Origin of the sequence: Cryptosporangium sp. NPDC051539 (assembly GCF_044454545.1) — a bacterium.
Taxonomy (GTDB): domain Bacteria; phylum Actinomycetota; class Actinomycetes; order Mycobacteriales; family Cryptosporangiaceae; genus Cryptosporangium.
Genome location: NZ_JBITDV010000021.1, coordinates 21,464 through 41,690 on the forward strand (window position 1 = coordinate 21,464; position 20,227 = coordinate 41,690).

Annotated in this window: 16 protein-coding genes and 28 tRNA genes; 7 read left to right on the forward strand and 37 right to left on the reverse strand. The window is 69.7% G+C overall.

The window, feature by feature from the left end:
• Positions 1-39: 39 nt before the first annotated feature.
• Together ACIBZJ_RS41240 and ACIBZJ_RS41245 are read right to left on the reverse strand one after the other, a co-directional pair.
• On the reverse strand, positions 40-417 hold the full coding sequence (locus ACIBZJ_RS41240) for a hypothetical protein (protein WP_395939083.1): 378 nt from the start codon (positions 415-417) through the stop codon (positions 40-42).
• Positions 418-814: 397 nt separating this feature from the next.
• Positions 815-946 (reverse strand): hypothetical protein, encoded by a 132-nt coding sequence (locus ACIBZJ_RS41245; RefSeq protein WP_395933060.1) that lies wholly within the window; start codon positions 944-946, stop codon positions 815-817.
• Between the two features lie 291 nt (positions 947-1,237).
• Between ACIBZJ_RS41245 and ACIBZJ_RS41250 the strand changes: the two genes are divergently transcribed.
• Positions 1,238-1,963 carry a DUF5995 family protein gene (locus ACIBZJ_RS41250; RefSeq protein ID WP_395939084.1) on the forward strand — a complete coding sequence of 242 codons (726 nt, stop codon included), beginning with the start codon at positions 1,238-1,240 and terminating at the stop codon, positions 1,961-1,963.
• A 221-nt stretch (positions 1,964-2,184) separates the two neighbouring features.
• On the opposite strand, the gene ACIBZJ_RS41255 is transcribed toward ACIBZJ_RS41250, so the two are convergent.
• Together ACIBZJ_RS41255 and ACIBZJ_RS41260 are read right to left on the reverse strand one after the other, a co-directional pair.
• Positions 2,185-2,664: a hypothetical protein gene (locus ACIBZJ_RS41255; protein ID WP_395939085.1), complete on the reverse strand. Its 480-nt coding sequence runs from the start codon at positions 2,662-2,664 to the stop codon at positions 2,185-2,187.
• A 301-nt stretch (positions 2,665-2,965) separates the two neighbouring features.
• Complete coding sequence (locus tag ACIBZJ_RS41260; protein ID WP_395939086.1) at positions 2,966-4,627, reverse strand: GGDEF domain-containing protein; 1,662 nt, start codon at positions 4,625-4,627, stop codon at positions 2,966-2,968.
• 573 nt (positions 4,628-5,200) lie between these two features.
• Here ACIBZJ_RS41260 and ACIBZJ_RS41265 point away from each other — a divergent pair.
• The gene (locus tag ACIBZJ_RS41265; protein ID WP_395939087.1) at positions 5,201-7,981 is read left to right on the forward strand and encodes a helix-turn-helix transcriptional regulator; all 2,781 of its coding nucleotides are present in this window, start codon (positions 5,201-5,203) and stop codon (positions 7,979-7,981) included.
• Between the two features lie 80 nt (positions 7,982-8,061).
• Here ACIBZJ_RS41265 and ACIBZJ_RS41270 read toward each other — a convergent pair whose 3' ends face one another.
• On the reverse strand, positions 8,062-10,446 hold the full coding sequence (locus ACIBZJ_RS41270; RefSeq protein WP_395939088.1) for a WD40 repeat domain-containing serine/threonine protein kinase: 2,385 nt from the start codon (positions 10,444-10,446) through the stop codon (positions 8,062-8,064).
• A gap of 402 nt (positions 10,447-10,848) precedes the next feature.
• Here ACIBZJ_RS41270 and ACIBZJ_RS41275 point away from each other — a divergent pair, with 402 nt between their 5' ends.
• A complete protein-coding gene (locus ACIBZJ_RS41275) occupies positions 10,849-11,445 on the forward strand; it encodes a hypothetical protein (protein WP_395939089.1) in 597 nt (198 codons plus the stop codon).
• A 125-nt stretch (positions 11,446-11,570) separates the two neighbouring features.
• On the opposite strand, the gene ACIBZJ_RS41280 is transcribed toward ACIBZJ_RS41275, so the two are convergent.
• The 31 genes from ACIBZJ_RS41280 to ACIBZJ_RS41430 all read right to left on the reverse strand — a co-directional run bounded on the left by ACIBZJ_RS41280 (position 11,571) and on the right by ACIBZJ_RS41430 (position 16,501).
• Complete coding sequence (locus ACIBZJ_RS41280; protein WP_395939090.1) at positions 11,571-11,708, reverse strand: WD40 repeat domain-containing protein; 138 nt, start codon at positions 11,706-11,708, stop codon at positions 11,571-11,573.
• A gap of 248 nt (positions 11,709-11,956) precedes the next feature.
• Positions 11,957-12,045: transfer RNA gene (locus ACIBZJ_RS41285), tRNA-Cys, on the reverse strand.
• Between the two features lie 5 nt (positions 12,046-12,050).
• Positions 12,051-12,124, reverse strand: a tRNA-Arg gene (locus ACIBZJ_RS41290).
• Between the two features lie 13 nt (positions 12,125-12,137).
• Positions 12,138-12,219, reverse strand: a tRNA-Tyr gene (locus ACIBZJ_RS41295).
• Position 12,220: 1 nt separating this feature from the next.
• Positions 12,221-12,295, reverse strand: a tRNA-His gene (locus ACIBZJ_RS41300).
• A 1-nt stretch (position 12,296) separates the two neighbouring features.
• Positions 12,297-12,370: transfer RNA gene (locus tag ACIBZJ_RS41305), tRNA-Val, on the reverse strand.
• A gap of 43 nt (positions 12,371-12,413) precedes the next feature.
• Positions 12,414-12,486, reverse strand: a tRNA-Asn gene (locus ACIBZJ_RS41310).
• 5 nt (positions 12,487-12,491) lie between these two features.
• Positions 12,492-12,563: transfer RNA gene (locus ACIBZJ_RS41315), tRNA-Glu, on the reverse strand.
• A 15-nt stretch (positions 12,564-12,578) separates the two neighbouring features.
• A tRNA-Val gene (locus ACIBZJ_RS41320) sits at positions 12,579-12,651 on the reverse strand.
• Between the two features lies 1 nt (position 12,652).
• Positions 12,653-12,729: transfer RNA gene (locus tag ACIBZJ_RS41325), tRNA-Met, on the reverse strand.
• 18 nt (positions 12,730-12,747) lie between these two features.
• A tRNA-Lys gene (locus tag ACIBZJ_RS41330) sits at positions 12,748-12,820 on the reverse strand.
• A gap of 22 nt (positions 12,821-12,842) precedes the next feature.
• Positions 12,843-12,915 (reverse strand) — tRNA-Lys (locus ACIBZJ_RS41335).
• A 1-nt stretch (position 12,916) separates the two neighbouring features.
• A tRNA-Ser gene (locus ACIBZJ_RS41340) sits at positions 12,917-13,003 on the reverse strand.
• Positions 13,004-13,007: 4 nt separating this feature from the next.
• Positions 13,008-13,081, reverse strand: a tRNA-Pro gene (locus tag ACIBZJ_RS41345).
• A 15-nt stretch (positions 13,082-13,096) separates the two neighbouring features.
• Positions 13,097-13,168, reverse strand: a tRNA-Arg gene (locus tag ACIBZJ_RS41350).
• A 5-nt stretch (positions 13,169-13,173) separates the two neighbouring features.
• Positions 13,174-13,247, reverse strand: a tRNA-Ile gene (locus ACIBZJ_RS41355).
• A gap of 11 nt (positions 13,248-13,258) precedes the next feature.
• Positions 13,259-13,344 (reverse strand) — tRNA-Ser (locus ACIBZJ_RS41360).
• Between the two features lie 24 nt (positions 13,345-13,368).
• Positions 13,369-13,442, reverse strand: a tRNA-Asp gene (locus ACIBZJ_RS41365).
• A 13-nt stretch (positions 13,443-13,455) separates the two neighbouring features.
• Positions 13,456-13,528 (reverse strand) — tRNA-Ala (locus ACIBZJ_RS41370).
• A gap of 31 nt (positions 13,529-13,559) precedes the next feature.
• Positions 13,560-13,632, reverse strand: a tRNA-Leu gene (locus ACIBZJ_RS41375).
• A gap of 14 nt (positions 13,633-13,646) precedes the next feature.
• Positions 13,647-13,723: transfer RNA gene (locus ACIBZJ_RS41380), tRNA-Thr, on the reverse strand.
• A gap of 14 nt (positions 13,724-13,737) precedes the next feature.
• Positions 13,738-13,810: transfer RNA gene (locus ACIBZJ_RS41385), tRNA-Leu, on the reverse strand.
• A gap of 121 nt (positions 13,811-13,931) precedes the next feature.
• Positions 13,932-14,372 carry an HNH endonuclease gene (locus ACIBZJ_RS41390; protein WP_395939091.1) on the reverse strand — a complete coding sequence of 147 codons (441 nt, stop codon included), beginning with the start codon at positions 14,370-14,372 and terminating at the stop codon, positions 13,932-13,934.
• A gap of 40 nt (positions 14,373-14,412) precedes the next feature.
• A tRNA-Gly gene (locus ACIBZJ_RS41395) sits at positions 14,413-14,485 on the reverse strand.
• A 16-nt stretch (positions 14,486-14,501) separates the two neighbouring features.
• Positions 14,502-14,575: transfer RNA gene (locus tag ACIBZJ_RS41400), tRNA-Thr, on the reverse strand.
• A 175-nt stretch (positions 14,576-14,750) separates the two neighbouring features.
• A tRNA-Gln gene (locus ACIBZJ_RS41405) sits at positions 14,751-14,823 on the reverse strand.
• Between the two features lie 66 nt (positions 14,824-14,889).
• Positions 14,890-14,963: transfer RNA gene (locus tag ACIBZJ_RS41410), tRNA-Arg, on the reverse strand.
• A gap of 10 nt (positions 14,964-14,973) precedes the next feature.
• Positions 14,974-15,046: transfer RNA gene (locus ACIBZJ_RS41415), tRNA-Ala, on the reverse strand.
• A 5-nt stretch (positions 15,047-15,051) separates the two neighbouring features.
• A tRNA-Pro gene (locus tag ACIBZJ_RS41420) sits at positions 15,052-15,123 on the reverse strand.
• Positions 15,124-15,281: 158 nt separating this feature from the next.
• Positions 15,282-15,355, reverse strand: a tRNA-Trp gene (locus ACIBZJ_RS41425).
• A 519-nt stretch (positions 15,356-15,874) separates the two neighbouring features.
• Positions 15,875-16,501, reverse strand: coding sequence for an NAD(P)-dependent oxidoreductase (locus ACIBZJ_RS41430; RefSeq protein ID WP_395939092.1), 627 nt, complete (start codon positions 16,499-16,501; stop codon positions 15,875-15,877).
• Between the two features lie 60 nt (positions 16,502-16,561).
• Between ACIBZJ_RS41430 and ACIBZJ_RS41435 the strand changes: the two genes are divergently transcribed.
• Complete coding sequence (locus ACIBZJ_RS41435) at positions 16,562-16,702, forward strand: hypothetical protein (protein WP_395939093.1); 141 nt, start codon at positions 16,562-16,564, stop codon at positions 16,700-16,702.
• 109 nt (positions 16,703-16,811) lie between these two features.
• Entirely contained in the window at positions 16,812-17,477 is a 666-nt protein-coding gene (locus ACIBZJ_RS41440) for a TetR/AcrR family transcriptional regulator (RefSeq protein WP_395939094.1), read from the forward strand.
• Positions 17,478-17,859: 382 nt separating this feature from the next.
• Here the strand turns inward: ACIBZJ_RS41440 and ACIBZJ_RS41445 are convergent, their stop codons facing one another.
• Positions 17,860-18,396, reverse strand: a complete 537-nt coding sequence (locus ACIBZJ_RS41445) for a helix-turn-helix domain-containing protein (RefSeq protein WP_395939095.1) — start codon at positions 18,394-18,396, stop codon at positions 17,860-17,862.
• A 63-nt stretch (positions 18,397-18,459) separates the two neighbouring features.
• On the opposite strand from ACIBZJ_RS41445, the gene ACIBZJ_RS41450 reads away from it, so the two are divergent.
• Positions 18,460-19,386, forward strand: a complete 927-nt coding sequence (locus tag ACIBZJ_RS41450) for an alpha/beta hydrolase (protein ID WP_395939172.1) — start codon at positions 18,460-18,462, stop codon at positions 19,384-19,386.
• Entirely contained in the window at positions 19,383-20,195 is an 813-nt protein-coding gene (locus ACIBZJ_RS41455) for a CPBP family intramembrane glutamic endopeptidase (protein ID WP_395939096.1), read from the forward strand. The genes ACIBZJ_RS41450 and ACIBZJ_RS41455 overlap by 4 nt, the downstream gene beginning before the upstream one ends.
• Positions 20,196-20,227 lie beyond the last annotated feature (32 nt).

Consider the following 20,227-nt stretch of genomic DNA (forward strand, 5'->3'; position numbering starts at 1 on the left):
GCCTCTCGTCCTGCGGGAATGTCTGGATGCGGGAAGCGGTCAGGCGCGCCAATGGCCGAGCATCCAGGCGCAGGCCCCGGCTCGGGTCATTTGCGGGCTCTGTTCGATCAGTGCGTCGATCAGGCGCAGGGCCTCGTTGGTGGACAGCCCGTGGGCACCTGCTTCCTGCAGGTACTCCTGTTGGGAGGCAGACGGCCTGCCGCCGCCGGCGCCGCGCCCTGGCAGACCCTCGCGCCAGCGTCTGAGCTCAGCTACTCGCTCGGGCCGCCAGCCCGGGATGCCGTCGATCTCCACGTCGGGCTCTGGGAAGGCGTGCTCACCGCCGGCCGGGTACCGGGAGCGCCATTTGTGCACCGCGTGCCGGGTGACACCGAGTTCCTCGGCCACTCTCAGCACGCCGAGGTAGTGCACGGTCACGGGGCACCAACTCGTCCGTGGGTCGACCTGCGTTGTCGGTCTCATGACTACCACGCTTCCACGCCGGATCTCCGGAACGTCGTCTCTTGTGCGGACGACGTTATAAGGCAGTCAAGAACCTTGTCAACGACAGAGACAATGTTTTCGGGAGATGATGGCTGTCCGATGGGGTGCAGAGATAGTCGAGCGTGGACGCCAGATGCTGGATCGCGCGCGAGATCGTTCTTCTTCGGCACCCGCCAGCGTGCAGGTCGACACCCGCAGGGACCACACCCGCAACGAGTGTGGTCACGACGCACGCTCATAGCCGCGGATGGATTGTTGGGCCGCTGCTGACCTGGACGTGGTGCGGCCCGGAGCGCGGGTTTCGCGTTCCGGGCCGGGGGTGCTGGGTGGTTCAGTTGCAGTAGTTGTAGTCCCAGCAGTCGTTGTAGTGCTTGCGGTGGTGGCGGCGACGGGGGCGGCAGTCGTAGTCGTACGAGTTGTCGTTGCAGTCGTACGAGTAGTCGTAGTCGTAGCAGCCGCTCATGTCGTCCAGCCTCCTGAGGTTGTTCGGCGGGGTGTGTCCCCGTCCTGGAACTAGGTTCTCGCCGGACGCGCGCCGATTCGATCGTCGGGATGACGCCGCGAACGTTCGGTTCACGACACTCGCTCATCCCGCCAAGCGTTCGTGAGTTGGTGCGTTACCTGTGGAACCGTCAACGATCGCCGCGGTTCCCGCTGGGCTTCGGCGAGGGGCGTGCCGCATGATGGTCGAATCGGTTGACGGCGGCGGTGCCGTCGGTGGCGGGCGGGTGCGAGCGTGAGCAGGTCGTCGGTCGTGGCCGAGGTCGTAGCCCGCATGCGGCAGCGACTCGATGACCTGCCGACTGCAGCGCAGCATAGGGCGCCGTTTCTGGCGACCTATCTGCGCACGACGGAGGCGGTTGGGGAGGCGGTCGCTTCCGGCTCGTTCGAGGACCCGGAGTGGGTAGAGCGATGGGACGTGGTCTTCGCCGAGCTATATCTGACCGCTTTTGATGCCGACCGGCGCGATGATGGCGGGGCGGTGCCGCGGCCGTGGCGGTTGGCCTTCGCCGCTCCGGCTCGGTTGCCGGCACTGCGGCATGTGCTACTGGGCATCAACGCGCACGTCAACTACGACCTGCCGCAGGCGATGCTGCAGGTCATCAACGTCAACGACTTCGCCGACCGAGTATTGCTGGCCCGGCGGCTGCGCGACCACGAACGAATCGATACGGTGCTGGCCAGTCGCGTGCGGGCCGAGAACGACCAGCTGGCCGCCCACCAAACCCGGGTGGACCGGTTGCTCGGGCCTCTGAACCGGCTAGGCACCAAACGATTCCTGCGCGAGGCTCGGCAGAAGGTGTGGCACAACGTCGCTGAGTTGCACGCGGCCCGGCTCGCCGGCGACGAGGCTTATCGCCGCCGTCTCGCCGAGTTGGAGGTGCTCAGCGCCGCTCGGATCGCCGATCTGCTCGCACCGGGGCCGGTTCTGCTGCGGTTGGCGGTTGGCGGTTTCGGCGTGGCCCTTCCTCCTGAGTGAGCTGGCCTTCGCTTGTGACTTCGAATCGACTGGCCGCCCGGGTCCGCTCGGACAGGCGAACGGCTACGAATACGCACTCGCAGTGAAACGGAGCGCCGCAAACGTATGTCGGCGGGTCTGGTGCTGGCCGGTGGCCGAGCGGGCTGGCAAACCGGCGCGAGGCAGTGCCGCCGCCGGACCGGATCGGCGACGCGTCGGGCGGGCCGAGCACGACCAGGACGTTATTGATCCGCCGCGGGTCGCGTCGGCACGGTCGTCCTCGCGTTGAGGAACGCCTCGCCGACGTTGTCGATCAGGGAACCGCTGTCGCCGGGCCGGGCGACCAGCACGACCCGGCACGGCTCCAGGCCCACCACCGGGACGAACGCCAGGTCCCGGCGCAGCGTCCGGCCGTCACCGTCCGGCGCGAGGCTCAGCGCGTCGCCCGCCGCCACCAGTTCGAGCTTGTCCTCGACGGTCGGCCCGGCCGGTGCCGGGCGGCCGTCGGGCCGTCGGTCGATGCACCAGAACGCGTCCGCGTCCGGAGCGGGGTAGCGGACGAGGGGTTCGTCGGCGAAGTCGGCGAGGGTCACCGACGCCCGGCCTGGCGTCACCACCAGGTTGCCGCTGTGTCCGATCGTCAGCGTGCCGGGAGCCGCGGCGGAGCGAGCCGCGTTCGCCGCGCGTTCGGCCGAGCGGAGCAGGGCCTGGGCCTCCGGCAAACCGGTCCGGGACTGACCTCGGGTTGGGTGGTGAGGAACCTGAGAGAGGCGTCGGCGTCGCTCAGGGGCGGGTCCGCCAGCCCCGGTCAACCTCCCATGCCCCGCCAGGACGCCGTTCGCGGGTCCACCACAGGTCACCGTCCCGGCAGACCTGCACCTCGAGGTCGCCGCTCCTGCTGATCCCGGCGCACAGGACACCGAGTGCAGCCAGCTTGCCTCGTGCAGCGAGACCAATGAATCGCTCCGGCACCAACCGACCGCCGGAACGAGGCACCGGCCGGGTCGCGCCGGAACGGCCGCGTCACCGCATTTGCTGAGCCACGGTTGGTTGCCGATCGGCGGGGGCGTCCACCGAGGTGACCCGGCCGCGTCCGCCCCGCTTCGCCCGGTACAGGTGTCGGTCAGCGTCCGACAGCAGTTCAGCGAGGTTGCCGCGATCACCGCGACGGAGTCCCAGGCTCACCGAGACACGCAGGCCCGGAGCCAGTTCGTCCCACGCGTGGTCCCGGACGGCGTCGATGATTTGCTGCGCGCGTGCCTCCGGCAGCCCGGCCGGTGCGTCGGTCAGGACGACCACGAACTCGTCGCCGCCGAGTCTCGCGGCGAGGTCCGTCACCCGCACCTGTGCCGCGAGCACGGCGCCGATCCGGCGGAGAACCTGGTCGCCGACGTCGTGTCCGAAGGTGTCGTTGATGCCCTTGAACAGATCGACGTCGAGCATCATGACCGCGATGTCGCCGGAGGGCGGGTGGGGCTGTTGCTCCCCGCCCTCGATAGTGCCCCGGTGTAGCGCGTCGAGGAACGCGTTGTATGCGCGCCGATTGGCCAGTCCGGTCAGGTCGTCGACCAGCGCTTGCCGCCTGAGCTGCTCGTGCTCCAGCCATTTGTGCTCGATGTCGATCGACGCGCGCATCGAGCCCAGCCGATCGACCCGGGTGTTCCAGCGCAGCCTGGCCAGTTCCCTGGCGTACATCAACGCGGGTCCGGCTTCGTCGGCGCGGTGGGCCGCCAGGCTCATCGCCAGCAGGCGCGCGTGCGGAGGTGTCGACGGGGCGAACCGGTCCGAGCAGGCGGCGGCGAGCGACGCGGCGCGGCTCCATTGACCGGCACGGGCGGCCCGCACCGCGTCAGCGAGCACGGAAAGGGCCAGGTTCGACTGGGTGCGCAGGTCGCCGGGTCGCACAGCCGTCCGGGGCGGGTCGGGGACGGCGTGCTCACCGGCCAGGGCGGCGAGCACGCCCCCGGAGGCGTACAGGTCGGCGACCCAGGTGCTCGGCCACTCGTGGTCGACGCTGCTCATCGCGCTCGCCCTCGCGCCGCGCGCCAGCGCCGCGGCGGCGTCCCACGCGTCGACCTCGGCCAACGCACAGGCCCAATCCATCACGACGTCGATCCGGTTCACGGTGACCGCGCGGCGCTGCCGGTGCGCGACGTCGGTCCAGATCCCTCCGCCCTCGGCGTCCAGCGCCGCCTCGGCCAGGTCGTAGTGCTCGATCGCCAGCTCCCACAGGCCCAGGGCGTGGAAGGTCGAAGCGACGTCGATGTGCGCGGCTGCCCGGTGTACGGCCAGGCCGGTCGCACCGTCCAGCAGCCCGACAGCGCGGACGAGTGGGCTGATTCCGGAGCCGTCCGGAGTCAGCTCCTGCCGCGCGTCGGCCCGGCGCAACGCGCTGGTGGCGTGCGCCAGCGCCACCAGCCCCTGGTCGCCGGCGGTCGCCGCGCAGGACAGCATCGCCCGCAGGTGTTCGGTGTCGTCGACCCCGATGTCGCGGGCAGCCAGCGACCTGGCGAAGTGCAGCACGCAGCGCACATCCGCCCAGTCCTGGTCACGTGCGCAGGCATCGAGTACGTCGATCTCGGTGGTGACCTCACGATCCTGGGCGGCCTCCACCAGGGCGTACGCGCAGACGAGCGCGGTGGCGTGAGCGTCCGCAGCGCTTGACTCGGGGGCCGTCGGCTCCACTGCGCGCCTCCCTCCGCCTCCCCATCGGCCACAGCCGCCGCCGCATGAGCCGAGCGGGAACATAGTGCCGCCGCACCGGCACCCGGTGGACCCGGACAGACGCCGGCGGCACCCGGGGCACGGCCATGCCAGCATCCGCGCCGCCGCTCACTGCGGCAACAGTAGGCAACCGGTTCGATCACTCAACAGGGACGACGAAATCCGGCAGCCCTCTTGCCTCGTACCGCCCTGCTGTCTGGTTCAGCAGGCCAGAGAGCCGATGCGCCTCGTTGGAGTGGCCGCCGAGGAGGCCCGGCACGATCGACGCGTAGTCCCTCAGACTGAGGCCTCAAGCGAAAATCAGGGTCGGGGCCACCGCGACGGCGTCGGTCGATTCTCCTCCCACTCATCGGTGGCAGCCCCGAGCCCGCTGAAATCGGACCTGTTCGGCCTCCGAGGCAATCCTTCGGTGTTTTGGGGCTATCTCGGCGAGTCCGGACCTCCGTTGTGCCAACAATTGACGTATCCGGCCAGCCATCGAGGGGAATCCCCTAATCTTTTGTAGACGGATCCGCGGTGGAGAGGACCGAACGCGTGAGTCCGAGGGGCCTGGCGCCCGTGGCCGAGCGGCTCGTCGGGCGGGATCGTGAGTTGGCGATTCTGCACGAGATGATTCACGGTATCGATGGCCGGGCGGGCGCCCTGGTGATCTCCGGTGCGCCTGGCATGGGCAAATCCGCGCTGCTCCGGCACGCGGCCGCTGCGGACGGTGTGCGCGTCGTGACGGCGCGTGGAGTCGAGTCGGAAATCACGCTGCCGTTCGTGGCGCTGGCCGATCTGCTGCTGCCTTTGCGTGAGTTCTTCCCGGCCCTTCCGATCTCGCAACGCGTGGCCTTGGAATCAGCGCTGGCGATCTCGGCTGAGGTACCGGGGCCGCCCAATCCGTACGCGGTCTGCGCGGCGACACTGACGCTGATGGCCGTAGCCGGCGAACAGCAACCGCTGCTGGTGCTGGTCGACGATCTGCACTGGCTGGACTCCGGTTCGCTGCAAGTGCTCCAATTCGTCGCGCGGCGGCTGGGCGGGGAACACGTGCTGATCGTGCTGGCCGGAAGAGACGTGGAGGAGCAGTTCGGGGGACGCGTAGACCTGCCGCTGCTGCAACTCGAGCCGCTGACCACCACCGAGGCCGTGCGGCTGGTGCACGAGCGGACGCCCGAGGCGCGGCCGCACGTGGTCGACGCCGTGGTCGAGGCCGGTGGCGGCAATCCCCTTGCCCTGGTCGAGATGCTGGCCGCCCTTCCGCCGACGCAATTGCGCGGCGATGAACCATTGACGTCGCAGCCCCCTCCTGCGGTCCTTCTCGACCGTGCCTGGGCCGAGCGCCTGAGCGGTCTCCCGGCGTATACCAAAGAGGCGCTTACCCTCGTCGCCGCTTGTGAGGATGCGAGGTTCGAGCTGATCGAGACGGCGTTGGACGCCGCGGGCCTTCCGATCGATGCCTTGGCCCCGGCCGAAGAACTCCGCTTGATCCTCAGCGAAGGAGACCGGTACGCATTCCGGCATCCGGTCCTGCGTGCGGTCGTGCTGCGCACGGCGTCGGCAACTGTCCGTCGAACGTCGTTCCGGGTCTTGGCCGAGGTCACGACGGGCGCTGTCCAGGCCTGGTACTTGGCCGCGTCCAGCACCGGGCCGGACCGGGGAGCCGAGGTGGGATTGGTCGCCGCGGCCCGCGACGCGCACGCCCGGAGTGCATTCGGCACCTCCGCACGGACCTGGCGGCGCGCCGCGGACTTCGCCTCCGGCCCGCCGCGGCGGGTCGAATTGCTCATCCAAGCCGCCGTGGATGCGATGCTCGCCGGCTCCTTCCGCGACGCGATCCGGTGGACCGATCACGCGGCGCACATCGCCCCCGATGCCTGCCTGCGAGCGGACGTCGGGCTGGCACGGGGCCGCGCCTACGCGTGGTCAGGAGATCCAGACCGTGCACTGAGCGTTTTGCTGGACGCCGCAGCTGACGTCGACCCGTACGACCCCGATCGCGCCGAACTCCTCCGCGCCGAAGCGGTCTTCCCGGCCGTGCTGGCCGGCGATATGCGCAGGGCACTGAAGATCAGCGATGCCTTGGTGGCCTCCGACCCGGAGGGGCCCGCGGCGAGCACGGTAGTTCCACGAGCATTCGCGCTCTGCCGGGCCGGTGACGTGGCCGGCGCCGAGGAGTGCCTGACCATCGCGATGCGACGCCTGGCCGATGCCGAGCCGCTACGCAATGCGGTCAGCTTCGACACCGTCGCCGAATGTCTGATCAGCCTGGAGCGCTTTGATGCCGCTCGCGGCCTACTGGACCGGGTCGTGCAATCCGGGCGCGTCGAGCATGTCCCGGTCGTACTCCCGCATGCACTGTCGACGCGGTCGAGGCTGGAGCGGTGGACCGGGCGCTGGGCCGCCGCGCACGCCGATGCCAGCGAGGCGCACCGGTGGGCCACCGAACTAGGAATGCCTACGGTGCGCGGGCTCGTCGCGACAGAGCTGGCGATGCTCGACGGGGCATGCGGTCGGCTGGGCGCGTTCGCGCAGCACGTTCGGGAGGCCGAAGAGGTCCTCAATACGGTGTCGATGGGCGGCCTCGAGATCTGGCTGCTCGCGGCGCGGGGCCTCGAGGCGCTCAGCCGAGGCGAGTCCGTCGCTGCCGCCGGCCACCTCGACGCCGCCTTCGTCCGCGCCGATCGGGGAGGCCTGGCCAACCCGAGCGCTATGCCGTTCGCCGCTGACCGGGTCGAGGCGCATTTTCGCGCCGGTGACCGGGAACGCGCTCTCGACGCTCTGCAGTGGCTCACGGACGGGGCCGCACGCACTGGCCTGTCCTGGCAACGGGCGGTCACCGCGCGATGCCGCGGCTTGCTCAGCACCGAGCGGGACGAGGCGCTGGAGTTCTTCGACGTTGCGCTGGCCGCTCACGAGGAGGCGACGATGCCGTTCGAGCGGGCCCGCACCTTGCTTTGCCTCGGGGAGACTCTGCGCCGGTTCCGGCGTCCGGCCGCCGCTCGCGAGCCGCTGACCGACGCTGCCGACCTGTTCCGGCGGCTGGGCGCGGCGCCGTGGACCGAGCGGGCCGAGACCGAGCTCTCAGCGGCCGGGCTGCGGCCGGTTCACAAGGCTGAGCCGGCTCCGGCCCTGGCGCAGCTGAGCCCGCAGGAGTGGCGGGTGGCGCAGTCCGTCGGGAGCGGGCTGAGCAATGCGGAGGCCGCTTCGGCCCTGTTCCTGTCGACCAAGACCGTCGAGGCGCACCTGACTCGCGTCTACCGCAAGCTCGGCGTCCGATCCCGGTCCGAGGTCGCCCGGCTGCTGGCCGTGCACGAGCAACTGGAGTCTTGAGCGGCGGTTCGGTCGCCGAGGCAACGACGCCGAGCGCGGCGGGCCGACGCTGCGACGGCGGCCCGCCGCGCACCAGAGCCCTAGGAGAGTCGGTAGAGAACGACGGATCCGCTGTCGTCGGTGGCAGCTAGCTGATCATTGTTGGGGCTGAACACCACGCAGCTGACGTTTCCGGCCAGTCCGGTCAGTGGCGAACCGATCTGGGTGTGACTCCTGACGCTCCAGAATCGGACCAGGTGATCGTCCGAGCCTGAGGCGAGCCGGCTGCCGTCCGGGCTGAAGGCGACCGCGCTGGCTGGGGCACCGACGTCCAGCGGGGCGCCGGACTGCTGGGCCGTGGCCACGTTCCAGAGGCGTACGGTCCTGTCGTCGCTGGCCGATGCGAGCACGGTGCCATCCGGGCTGAAGGCCACCGTCTCCACCCAGCTGCCGTGACCGGTCAGCGGCGCGCCGACCTCGGTGCCGGTGGCCGGGTTCCAGAGGCGGATCGTGCCGTCGTTGCTGCTCGAGGCCAGGCGGCGGCCGTCCGGGCTGAAGCTGACCGAGCGGACGGTCTTGGTGTGTCCGGTCAGCGCCGGGGTGAGCTGTGCATGGCTGGTGACACTCCACAAGCGGATGGTGTTGTCGGCGCCCCCGGAGGCGAGCCGCGTGCCGTCCGAGCTGAAAGTGATCGCGGCGATGCCGGCGGTGTGGCCGGTCAGGGGCGCACCGATCTGGGCTCCGGTCTGCACGTTCCACAGCCTGATCGTGCGGTCGCCTCCAGCGGTGGCCAAGGTCCGGCCGTCCGGGCTGAAGGCGACCGCGTTGACGCCGTCGGTATGACCGGTGAAGGCAGGGGCGGCCGGTGTTCCCGTTCCGGTGTCCCAGAGCCGGACTTTTCCGTCGCTGCCCGCGCCGGCTACCAGCTTGCCGTTCGGGCTGTAGGCCACCGCATTCAGTGTTCCCGCGAAACCGGTCAGGGCGATCACCTGGCGTGCCTCGGCCGAGCGTGGTGTGGCTGAGGCACGTATCGGAGTCGTCGCGGGTGAGGGAGGAGCAGAGGCCTGCCGGTCCGTCGCTGCGGGCGCGGCCGACGCAGCGCGACGAGGTGCGGCCGCGGGCGACGTCAGGGTGTCGGCGCCGTGTGATCGGGCCAGACCCCAGGTCGTCGTAGCCGTGACGACCAGCGCCGCCACGACACCCGCGCTGATCATCGCGGTGCGGCGCTTCCTGCTGTCTCGGCTCGCCCTCGCCACAGCGATCCCGGTTCCGGTGATGCCGGTCTCGGCCGCCGGAGGTCGGGGGTTCGGGCCGGAGCTGACACCGTCCGTAGCGCCTCGGCCGGTTGGCCGACCGTCGCCGACGCCCCAGCCGGCGGCGGGCGGCTCACGGAGGAGGCTGTGATGGACGCGTAGGGGAACTCCCGCGCGGTCGATCCAGCTCGGGCCGAGCCCGTCGTGAGCGGCCCGGGAGAGATCGTGGGCGAACTCGCGGGCCGAAGCTTGCCGGTCCGAGCGGTCCTTGGCCAGCGCCCGCCGGACCACGGCGGCGAGGGCCAGAGGGACGTCGTCCATCGGAGCCGGCGGTTCGTGCAGGTGGTACTGGATGAGATTGAGGAAAGACACCGATTTCGGGAAAGGCGTTCGGCCGGTCAGCAGCCGGTACAGGGTGACGCCCAGGGCATAGATGTCGGTGCCGGGGCCGACCCGCTCGCCACGGATCTGCTCCGGCGAAACGTACATCGGCGTGCCCATGAATCCAGCGCTGGCCGACATTCTGCTGTTGTCGAAGAGCTTGGCGATGCCGAAGTCGCAGACTTTGGGCACGCCGTCGGCGGTAAACAGCACGTTCTCCGGCTTGACGTCCCGATGCACGATGCCCCGCTCGTGGGCCGCCTGGAGTCCGTCGGCAACGGCCAGCGCCCACGCGCAGGCGACCTCGGGCCGCGGCAAGCCCTGCTGGATACGCGCCGCGAGGGTTCCGCCGGTCAGGTACTCCATCACGAGGAGCCGTAACTCCTGACGCTCGGCGTATTCGAACACTCGGACCAGATGGGGATGGTCGAGCTCGGTCATGATCTGGGCTTCGGTCAACGAGCGAGCAGAGACCGCGTGCGCGTCCACGTCGGGGAGGACCACGGCTTTGATCGCTCGAGCCGCGTTCAACTGACGATGCCGGCAGGCGAACACCAGCCCGAACCCGCCTTGGCCGATCAGCTGACCGATGTCGTATCCCGGCAGCGCCGCTTCCATCCGTGCTCGATTGATGTGCATTGGAAAGGCCGTCCTCAATGAACCGACGTCGCTCGCCGCCGTTGACCCGAAGGGAGGCCCCGGAGCGAATGCTCCGGGGCCTCGTGCCACTAGAGAAGAATTAGCCCAACGGGCCGTCGGCCCAGATCGTGGTCCGGCGGGGACGGGATGCGCCGGTGTCGTAATTGGTGAACGTGTAACCGTACTCGTAGGCCGACGTTTGATTACCGGCACTGCTGTGGGTGCTGTATGTCCCGGAGTTGCCGCTCGTGTTGCTCACTTGCTTTCTCCCTACTTTCCTCGAGAAGTGGTGTGGCGCAATGGAGATTGCCGCGCTGGGAAATGGCTCCCGGTCAGCAAGGCGACAGCCGTTGTGTTCGCTGGCGGACACGGCGGCCGCGAACCCCCGCTGATCAGCTGATTCTGCCAGCGGAGGCTGAGCATGCGGGCCCGCCGGCCGGAAAGAGTAGGGATTTCCCGTCGATAGTCCGCCGTGACGTGCCGGACGCGTCAGCGATCCGACCTGACACCGATATCCGGACCGACGTTGTCGCCCCGTGCGGCCCGGGCGTGAGGGATATCCCTGTAGCGAGACAAGTCGATGCCCGGCCAGACTCGGACCGGCCCTCCACTGTGATGCTGCGCACCGAGGCGATCGCGTCATTCCACCCGGCACCAGCCGGCAGAACTACTCAAGTCCGCCGCGGCCTGCTGCAGGAGGATTTCGGCATGACGACTTCCACTGATATCTCTCGTGTTCCGGCCCCCGCGCGGCGGCCTTGGCGGCTGCCGTCTCTAGCGGCCATTGCGACCACCGGCATAGCTGTGTTGTTCACCTACCTCGCTCTGCACGATCCGCCCGGTGTCGTGAGCGCAGGCGGCAACGACGTCGACACCGATTTCGCCAACGATCAGTGGGTCACGGCCGGCTTGCTGCTAGCCGTGCCGATAGTGCTGATCGGGTTCCGATCGGTGTGGCTCGGATTGGCGTCAGCGCTCGCCTGCGGCGTCACCCAGTTCGTGATCGCTGAGGTCGTGGTGGAGCGCTACGCGACGTCCGACTGGAGTGATGGCTTGGAGGGATTGGCCTATGTGTACGCGTTGCTGGTCACCGGGTCATTCCTCACCGTCGCCCTGGTCGGCGCCGGGGTGGGGCGCTGGCGCCGGCGGGCCGCAAGCCGGCGCGCCGGCACCACGGCGACGGAGGGACCGCAGCATCTCGACGTCCCTTGACTCAGACCTTTCGACCAACTCAAGCAGGGAGTCACCTTTGCCGACGTACCGGATCCATCCCGCCATCGGCATCGCTCGGCTGGGTAACAGCGCCGACGCCTATGACGGGCAGTTCGGCCATATCCTCATGCGTGACCCCGAGGGCTCTCCCGGAACGGGCCGACCCGCCACAACCGCACGGTCTCGGCCGCGCCGGCGGTGGCCAGCAGCCGCCCGTCCGGGCTGAACATTACCGACGTGACGCCGCTGGTGTGGCCGGCCAAAGGGTCACCGACCGCACGGTCAACGACGGGTCGGAGAGCAGATCAGCGAACACGGAGCGGGCTCGTGGACGTATTCCCGGCGCGGATCGGGGCCGGTTCGTGAGTCGATCGTCTACTCGTACGGGGGACCGAGCGCGATGGGTCCACCGTGCGGCGGTCCAACGGCAATCGGGTGCGGCGAACGACCGAGCAGCGCTGACGGCGCGTCCCCGCCCCTGGAACCCGGGGCTGCACAGTGGATGGCGACGTGGAGCCCGAAGTCAGAATCGAACTGACGGCGCCGGCTTCGCGGCGGCTGCTTTGCAGGCAGCTCCCTTGACCACTCGGGCATTCGGGCTGGCGCACCCCCGGCCGGAGTCGAACCGGCGACCCCCAGGTCCGGGACCTGGTGCTCTCGTCCTCTGAGCTACCGGGGCATCGTGACGTACGTGCGGGCGGAGGGATTCGAACCCCCTCAGCGCGATGGCGACCGGTTTACAGCCGGCTTGGATCTCCCATTACCTGCACCCGCTTGGGGTGACCGACCGGGATCGAACCGGCGTCTCCAGGGTCACAACCTGGCGCTCTCCCATTGAGCTACGGCCAACGTGCCCGCGGACGGTCTCGAACCGCCGAACCTCCCCGGTGTGGGCGGGGCGCTCTTCCAGCTGAGCTACACGGGCAGCGCGGACGACGTGGTCCGTGCGAACATCGGGACTGGCCCGGCTCCCTCGGTTGGACTCGAACCAACACCGTGACGGTTAACAGCCGCCTGCCCTGCCGATTGGGCGACGAGGGAATGCGTAGCGCGTACGGGATTCGAACCCGTTCCTCCCGGATTGAAAGTCCAGTGGCCTACCTGTAGCCGAACGCGCCATTGGTGGTGCTACGTGCCCCGAGACGGGTTTGAACCGCCGACCCCCACCTTGTCGAGGTGGTGCTCTACCCTCTGAGCTATCGGGACGTGGACGCGGAGACGGGACTCGAACCCGTGATCTGCTGGCTCATGAGGCCGCCGGGAACGCCGCTTCCCTACTCCGCGAAGGTGCGTGCTGCTGCGTGCGCCGCCTCGGGATCGAACCGAGGACCCTCCGCTTAAGAGGCGGATGCTCCACCGACTGAGCTAGCGGCGCATGGTGTTGACCTGCGAATACGTGCGCCGCCCAGGAGTCGAACCCGGGACCCTCCGATCAAAAGTCGGCAGCTCTGGCCTCTGAGCTGGCGGCGCGTGGAGGAAGGCAGAGGAGTCGAACCCCCGGGGTTGCCCCCGCCTCCGGCTTTCGAGGCCGGCTGCCCACCGCTGGACGGTGCCTTCCGAAGTCGGGCTGGCCGGATTCGAACCGGCGACCTTCGCGTCCCGAACGCGACGCGCTACCAAGCTGCGCCACAACCCGTTCGTCGTGCGTGCGTACCCCTACCGGGATTCGAACCCGGATCGTCGGCTTAGGAGGCCGCGGCTCTGTCCGTTGAGCCATCGGGGTGGGTGTGTCGCCGGGAGGACTTGAACCTCCTGCCTTCGCGGTATCAGCGCGACGCTCTGACCGGGTGAGCTACGACGACAGGGTGCTGCGCGGAGAGAGCGGGGATCGAACCCGCGCGGGCGTGGTGCCCGTCGACGCCTTAGCAGGACGTAGCCTTGCCGCTCGGCCACCTCTCCAGCGGCGCGCTCGAGCGCGCGCTGCGCCCCGGACCGGGTTCGAACCGGCGACCCCCCGCGTGACAGGCGGGTGCTCTTTACCGCTGAGCTACCAGGGCATTCGGTGCTGCGTGGACCCAGCCGGACTTGAACCGGCCGCCTCCTGCTTGCAAGGCAGGCGCTCTACCCGATGAGCTATGAGCCCGTCGCCGGCGCGGACGCCTGGCGGTGGTGCGTACCCGGAGCGCGATTCGAACGCGCACTGGCGCGGGTCTGAGCCGCGTGCCTCTGCCGTTGGGCTACCCGGGCGTCGGGGGTGGTGCTGGAGCCGGTGACAGGAATCGAACCCGCGTCCGCCGCTTTACAAGAGCGGTGCTCGACCAACGTGAGCTACACCGGCGAGGTGGTGCTGCGTGCCCTCGGCGCGATTCGAACGCGCACTGGCGACGTCCTCAACGTCGTGCCTCTGCCGTTGGGCTACGAGGGCAGGTGCTGCCGGCGGAGGATTCGAACCTAATGACCCGGGTCAGAGCCGGGCAGGCTGCCTCGACCTCAGCCCGCATCAGGCCGGGCGGCGGGGGAGCGAGCCCCGCCGGCCCGGCACTGTGTCAGCGGAAGGACAGCGCGTTCCAGCTCGGGATCACCGGGGTGGTCCGGAGGGGCATGCGCGCTTCGGACGGCGTCCGGTCGCCCTTGCGCTGGTTGCACGGTCCGCAGGCGGCAACCGTGTTGGACCAGGTGTTCTGCCCGCCGCGCGAGCGCGGCAGGACGTGGTCGATGGTGGTGGCGTGCCCACCGCAGTAGGCGCAGTAGCGTTCGTCCCGGACGAGGACGCCAGGCCGGGACCAGGCCGGGCCGCGGCGGTAGCGCCAGCGGGTGACGACGTACCGGACGAGCCGGACGACCGTCGGCCGCGGCCAGCCGCCCAGCGTGCGGGCCGGATCTGCTTCGTGGACCTCGGCGACCTGGCGGACGAGCATCCGGACGGCGTGGCGGAGGGTGACCCGGTGCAGTGGCCCGAGATCGGCGTTGAGTACGAGCACGTCCACCGGATCCTCCTTCCTGTTCGTGGCCGGCGGGATGATGACGAGCGGCTGACCGGTCTCGAACCGGCGACCTCGACCTTGGCAAGGTCGCGCTCTACCAACTGAGCTACAGCCGCGAAGGGTGGGCGTGCGAGCCATCGCCGGGGTTCGAACCCGGGGCCTCGCCCTTACCAAGGGCGCGCTCTGACCTGCTGAGCTACGACGGCGAACGGGCCGCGGCCAGTCAGATCGGCCTCTGCCGTCGGGCTACCGGGGCGCGAACCCGAACGAGGAACGGCGCACCAGGGATCCGTCGGTCGGCGGCGGCGCCGGAGGCCTGACCGGCCCGTCCGCGTGCACGCGGTGGCGGGCCGGCTCGCCGAACACCCTGGTGGCACCGAGCTCCGGGAGCAGGAATCGAACCCGCGTCCACTGCGTCCAAAGCGCAGCTGCCCAGCCAGCAGAGCATCCCGGAATGACGAGCCGCTGCAGGGAGTCGACCGGTGACCCACGCCGGGGCCCTGTCCGCGCTGGCGTCTCGCATCCCCGGACGGAATCGAACCGCCGACCCCCAGGTTCGTAGCCTGGTGCTCTCATCCGCTGAGCTACGGGGACATGAGGTGCGTGGACCTGGACGGATTCGAACCGTCGACCCCCGCTCTGCCGAAGCGGTGCGCTACCAGCTGCGCCACAAGCCCAGACGTCTGGGAACCCGGAGTCGAACCGGGTGTCTTCCGCTCCCAAGGCGGACGGGTTTCCGGCTCCCTCGTCCCAGATATCGCCGGCGCGCCCCGCCCGAGAAGGGCGGGGACGCCCGGCGTTGCGCCGACCCGGCCGCGGTGCTGCTGCGGCGCCATCGGTCGGCGTCTTCGTGTGTGCCATCCACTGTGCAGTTCGCAACGATCAGGTCCGCCGGCAGGCCGGGGCAACGCGCATGGATGACAGGGTTCGAACCTGCGACATCCGGTTTTGGAGACCGGCGCTCTACCAAATTGAGCTACACCCACCTCAAGGAAAACAATTTCCGGGCAGCACGAATAAACAATTGGCGATAAAAGAAAACCGCCCCGTTCCCGGTGGGGGAGGGGCGGCACAAGCGCGGCGCGGATGCGCTAGCTTCGCCACCCTCCTCGGTGGGATTCGTGCTCGTTGCTGGCCCGATAGGGCATCGTGCCGGGTCGGCCGGCACACGGGACACCGACGCTGAGCAGCCGAAACGGCCACTTAGCGATCCTGGTGGTGCCCAACATGCTGGTCTCCTGGCTCGAACGGTGGTGCTCGGTGCTGGCGTTGACATTACGTCGCGGCACATCGACCGCCCAAATCAATTATGGGGACGCTCACCACAATGGTCAATGGGTGAGGAAACTGCCTCGACGTTCTTCCGCAGGTCCTGAACAGAAATAGTCAAGGACACGTAATTGTCGCCGGTGGACCTTGTCCCGGTGTAGGCCACAGCGTCCCGGCTCGACCGGACAGCGGGCGTGCGCGTCCCGCCAGGCGCCGGCCCAGCGACGCCGCGGTCGTCACTCGGCGAGGCTGGGTGCTTGGCGGGACCAACGGTGCGCGTCGAGTTCCTCGACGATGAAGCGTGCGACGTCGGTGCGGGTGATGCGCCAGCCGCCTTTCGGTGTGCTGTTGTCGGTGGCCCGGTAGTTGCCGGTGGGCTCGCGATCCTGGAGGTAGGTGGGGCGTACGAAGGTCCAGTCGAGGCCGCTGTCGCGCACGATCTGTTCCATGCGGGCCATGTCGGCGTACAGGTCCGCGCCGATGGGGCGGATCAGGCCGCGGTACCACCAGGTGTGGTGGGGGTCGTCGTGCCGGACACCGACCGAGGTGATGGCCAGTAGCCGCGTGACCCCGGTGGCGCGCATCGCCGACACGGTCGCGCGGGCGCCGTCGGAGTAGAGGTTGTGCGCCGTGCGGCCGGGGGCGCCGATGGCGCAGACAACTGTGTTGTGACCTTCGATCGCGACGCGCAAGCTGTCCGCGTCGCGGACGTCGGCACGCTGCACGCGCAGGCCCGGGGCCGCCGGGACGCTTGCGGGGTTGCGGACGGCGGCGGTGACGCGGTGTCCGCTGCGCACGGCTTCCGTGACGATGAGGCGGCCGGTGCGGCCGGCGGCCCCGAGAACGACGACATTGATGCTCATGCTGCTGCGTTCCTTCCAGTGGCGGGGAGGGCGAGCACGACGAGGGCGCAGAGCACGCACGTGACGGCCACCGTGAGTGAGCTGATGACCAGGGCGTGCGCCGCCAGGTCGGACGTGCCGGCGAAAATCGGCCCGCCGATCCCGGCCAGAGCGCTGACCGGCCCCCCACCGGTCACCGAGGCGTCCGCCGACAACCGGTAGCACTCCGAACGGGAGCGCGTAGCCCGCCGTCAGCCACTGCAAGGTGGCTTCCGTCCCGCCGAGTGCAGCGCGTACCGAAGGGCCGGCGACGGTCATCACAGAGGCGGTCGTGGCGGCCGCGCTGTCACTGATCGACGAGGTCGGCTACGGCGCGGTGACCATGCGCCGCGTAGCGCAGGCCCTGGATACCGGCCCGGCGTCGCTCTACGTCTATGTGGCCGACCGCGACCAGCTGATGGCCGAGGTCCACGACCTTGCACTGGCCGGAGTCGACTTGCCCGGCCCGGCCGACGGTGACTGGCGGGCCCGACTGGAACTGCTTGTCGGCCGCGTCATCACCACCTTGGGCAGTCACGACGACCTCGCCTTGGTCGCGCTCACCCGAGTGCCGACCGGGCCGCACGCTCTACGCATCCTCGAGGCGACGATGACGCTGCTACGTGCGGGCGGCGTCGACGACAAAGTTTGCCCCTGGGCGGCTGACCTGCTCGACCAGTACGTCACCTCGTCAGCCTTGGAACTCGCCGCCCGGCTGCGCGACCAACGAGCCGTGGCGGCGGCCGAGGGTGAGGCCGAGGCTACCGAGGAAGCCATGTCCGAGGCCGCCAGATCCGAACTCGACGCCGTCTACGGCGACCTACCCGCGGATACCTACCCGACCATCCACGCCCTGCGCTCCGCCATGACCACCGCGGGTCGAGATAACAACGCCTATGCCACCTGGAAACTCAGCGTCGTCATCGACGGACTGCTGAGCCATCGCCAACCGTTGTAGAGCGCGATCGTCAGTGCCGGACGCGTCGCCGTGATCTCTGAGCAGCGAGCCGTTGGACGCCACGTTCTCGTGGATCGGGTCACCTGCGCGCGAGCCCGGCTAGCACGCCGCTGGTGGGCGCGGACCATGGTCCGGTCGACCGAGAAGGCCCAGGTGATCAGCCCTCGGGCTGGGCTCGGGACCGCTGGCTCCTGTGCGGGGCAATCGCGGCCTACTTCACCCTCGGCGTGCTCACCGGCGTCGCCAGCCGCAGCTCCGACCTGCAGAGAACGGTCTCACACGCCGGCCCGGGACGACGTCTGACCGGGAGTTGTCGTCCCGTGCGACGGGGCCGCGCCGGCAGGTCCGCGCTGAGGGGCGGGTCTCCGGCCGCCGTCCACCGTTAGTGGGTCGTGGGGAGATCCGGTATCACGACGAGGTTGACGACGCGGCGGGTCCGTCCGTCGTCGCGGGTGTTGCCGGTCCGGCTGACCACTGCGTGTTCGATTTCGTGCACCATGGCGGTGAACTCTTCGTCGGTGAGCCACACGGCCGCTTGCCGGTAGACCACGCCGTCCCGGTGGGGGTCGGCGTCGTCATGGGCGAGGTAGCGGTCGAAGTCGCCGATCAGTGATGCCGCGAACGTGGTGTACGCACGCCGGTGTTCATCGCGGGTCATCGTCGCGCGGGCGGTGGCGTCGACCACGGCCTGCTCCTGGCTCACCCGGTAGCTGCGTTCGACCGTGCCGCGCACGCGCCGCTCGTCGACGACCTCCAGCACTCCCGCGTCGACCAGCACGGCGATGTGCCGGTACATCGTCGCCGGCGGGATGTCCGGGAGACGCTCCCGGAGCTGGCCGGTGGTCAGCGGATCGGCGTCGAACAGCGCTTGCAGGATGCGCATCCGGACCGGATGCAGGAGGACGTCCGCGGTTGCCATCACCCGAGGATTCCACATACGATAATGTTCTCAGAGTTGATAATGTTCTTAGAGATGAGAATGATGGCTGAGATCGAGATGACTGCGGTGGCGGACGACGGGCTGCTCCTGGCGGGTGCGCTGGCGCTGCCCGACGAGCCCGGCCCGCACCCGGCAGTCCTGTTGCTGCCCGGCTCCGGCCCTCTGGACCGCGACGCCAACACGCGTCGGCACCGCATGCAGCTCGGCCCGCCTCTCGCTGCCGCGCTCGCCGCTAACGGAATCGCTTCTCTGCGGTACGACCGACGCGGCACCGGTGCCACCTCCGGCAACTGGCGCGCCACCGGCTTCATCGCCACCCGCCGAGACGCCGAGGCGGCCCTGCGTGCGCTGGCAGACCGACCCGAGGTCCGCGCCGACGCGATCGGCGTCCTGGGACACAGCGAAGGCGCGGTGCACGCCATGGCGCTCGCCGCCCGGACCTCGGACGTACGGCCGACGGCGGTGGTGCTGCTGGCCGGGTTCGCCCGGCCGGGCGAAGACGCGCTGCGCCGGCAGGCCGAGATGATCGCCGGCAGCCTTCCCGCTCCCGTGCGGCCGCTGCTGCGCACACTTGCCGACCGCTATCTGGCTCGAGCCGCCGCGACCAGTAGTGACGTGGCACGCATCGCCGGGATACCGGTCAACGCCCGGTGGCTGCGCGAACTGCTGGCCCACGACCCTCGGCCGGACCTGGCCACCATCCGGGTACCTGTCCTGGCCATCACTGGTGACAAGGACATCCAGGTCGATCCCGCCGACCTCGACGAGATCCGCCGGTTGGTACCGGGCGAATCCGAGATCCACCGCCTGCCCGGCCTGACCCACCTCCTGCGCCGCAGCGATGCCCGGCCGTCGCTACGCACCTACCCCCGGCAGCTCCGGGAACCGATCGACCCCGATCTGGTCACCCGCGTCACCGGCTGGCTCACCAGCCGACTTCCGGCAAGCACGAAAGGGACGACGCCGTGAAACTCGGCCTCTTCTTCACCGTCACGTTCAGCACGACCTGGGCCTGCTGGCTCGCGGCCATCGCGCTCGGCGGATCGCCGACGAGCTTCCCCACCGCCGTCCCGTACCTGCTGGGTGGCTTCGGCCCGGTCTACGGCGCGATCGCGGTCCGGATACGCCGGGGACGGCGTGGCGAACCGATGCCCGCGCGCACCGTGCCGTGGTGGCAAGGCCCGCGACTGCTGTGGGCGCTCCCTCTTCTGGTGCTGGCGTCGGCGACGGTACTGGTCGCCGCGGTACTGGCTGATCTCCTCGGCGGCCCGGCGGTCGATCTCACCGAAGGCCGCGAGCTGATCGCCACAGCCGGCGGCATCGCGCCGTTCCTCGTCGGCATGCTCGTCGCCGGTCCGCTGGCCGAGGAGCCCGGGTGGCGCGGAACCGCCTACCCGCGGTTACTCGCCTCGATGAGCCGCATCCGGGCCGGCCTGCTGCTCGGTGCCGTCTGGGCCGTGTGGCACCTACCGCTGTTCTTCATCTCCGGCACGGTGCAGGCCGATCTCGGGCTGGTCAGCTGGAGCGGGCTGATGTTCACCCTCAGTGTGTTCCCGATGGCGCTGCTCACCGGGTACGCCTACGAGCAGGCCGGTGTCGTCGCGGCGATGGCGGTCCATTTCGGAGTGAACACGACGATCGCCCTGCTCACTCTCACGTCGCCGGTCCCTCTGGCCGCCGTGCTGACCGTTTTGGCCGCCGCGGCGATCGTGCTTCTCACCCGCCAAAAGACGCGCGAAGCACCTCGAACAAGTCCCGTCGCCGCGGGCCGGCTCTGAGCCGGGGGAGCGGAGATGGCACTCTCAGTCCT

What these genes read in the sequence shown, in the direction of transcription:
- ACIBZJ_RS41450 (WP_395939172.1), top strand. Translation starts at nt 18,460, where the DNA reads ATGGCTGAGATCGAGATGACTGCGGTGGCGGACGACGGGCTGCTCCTG.
- ACIBZJ_RS41445 (WP_395939095.1), bottom strand. Translation starts at nt 18,396, where the DNA reads ATGGCAACCGCGGACGTCCTCCTGCATCCGGTCCGGATGCGCATCCTG.
- ACIBZJ_RS41430 (WP_395939092.1), bottom strand. Translation starts at nt 16,501, where the DNA reads ATGAGCATCAATGTCGTCGTTCTCGGGGCCGCCGGCCGCACCGGCCGC.
- ACIBZJ_RS41245 (WP_395933060.1), bottom strand. Translation starts at nt 946, where the DNA reads ATGAGCGGCTGCTACGACTACGACTACTCGTACGACTGCAACGACAAC.
- ACIBZJ_RS41275 (WP_395939089.1), top strand. Translation starts at nt 10,849, where the DNA reads ATGCTGCGCACCGAGGCGATCGCGTCATTCCACCCGGCACCAGCCGGC.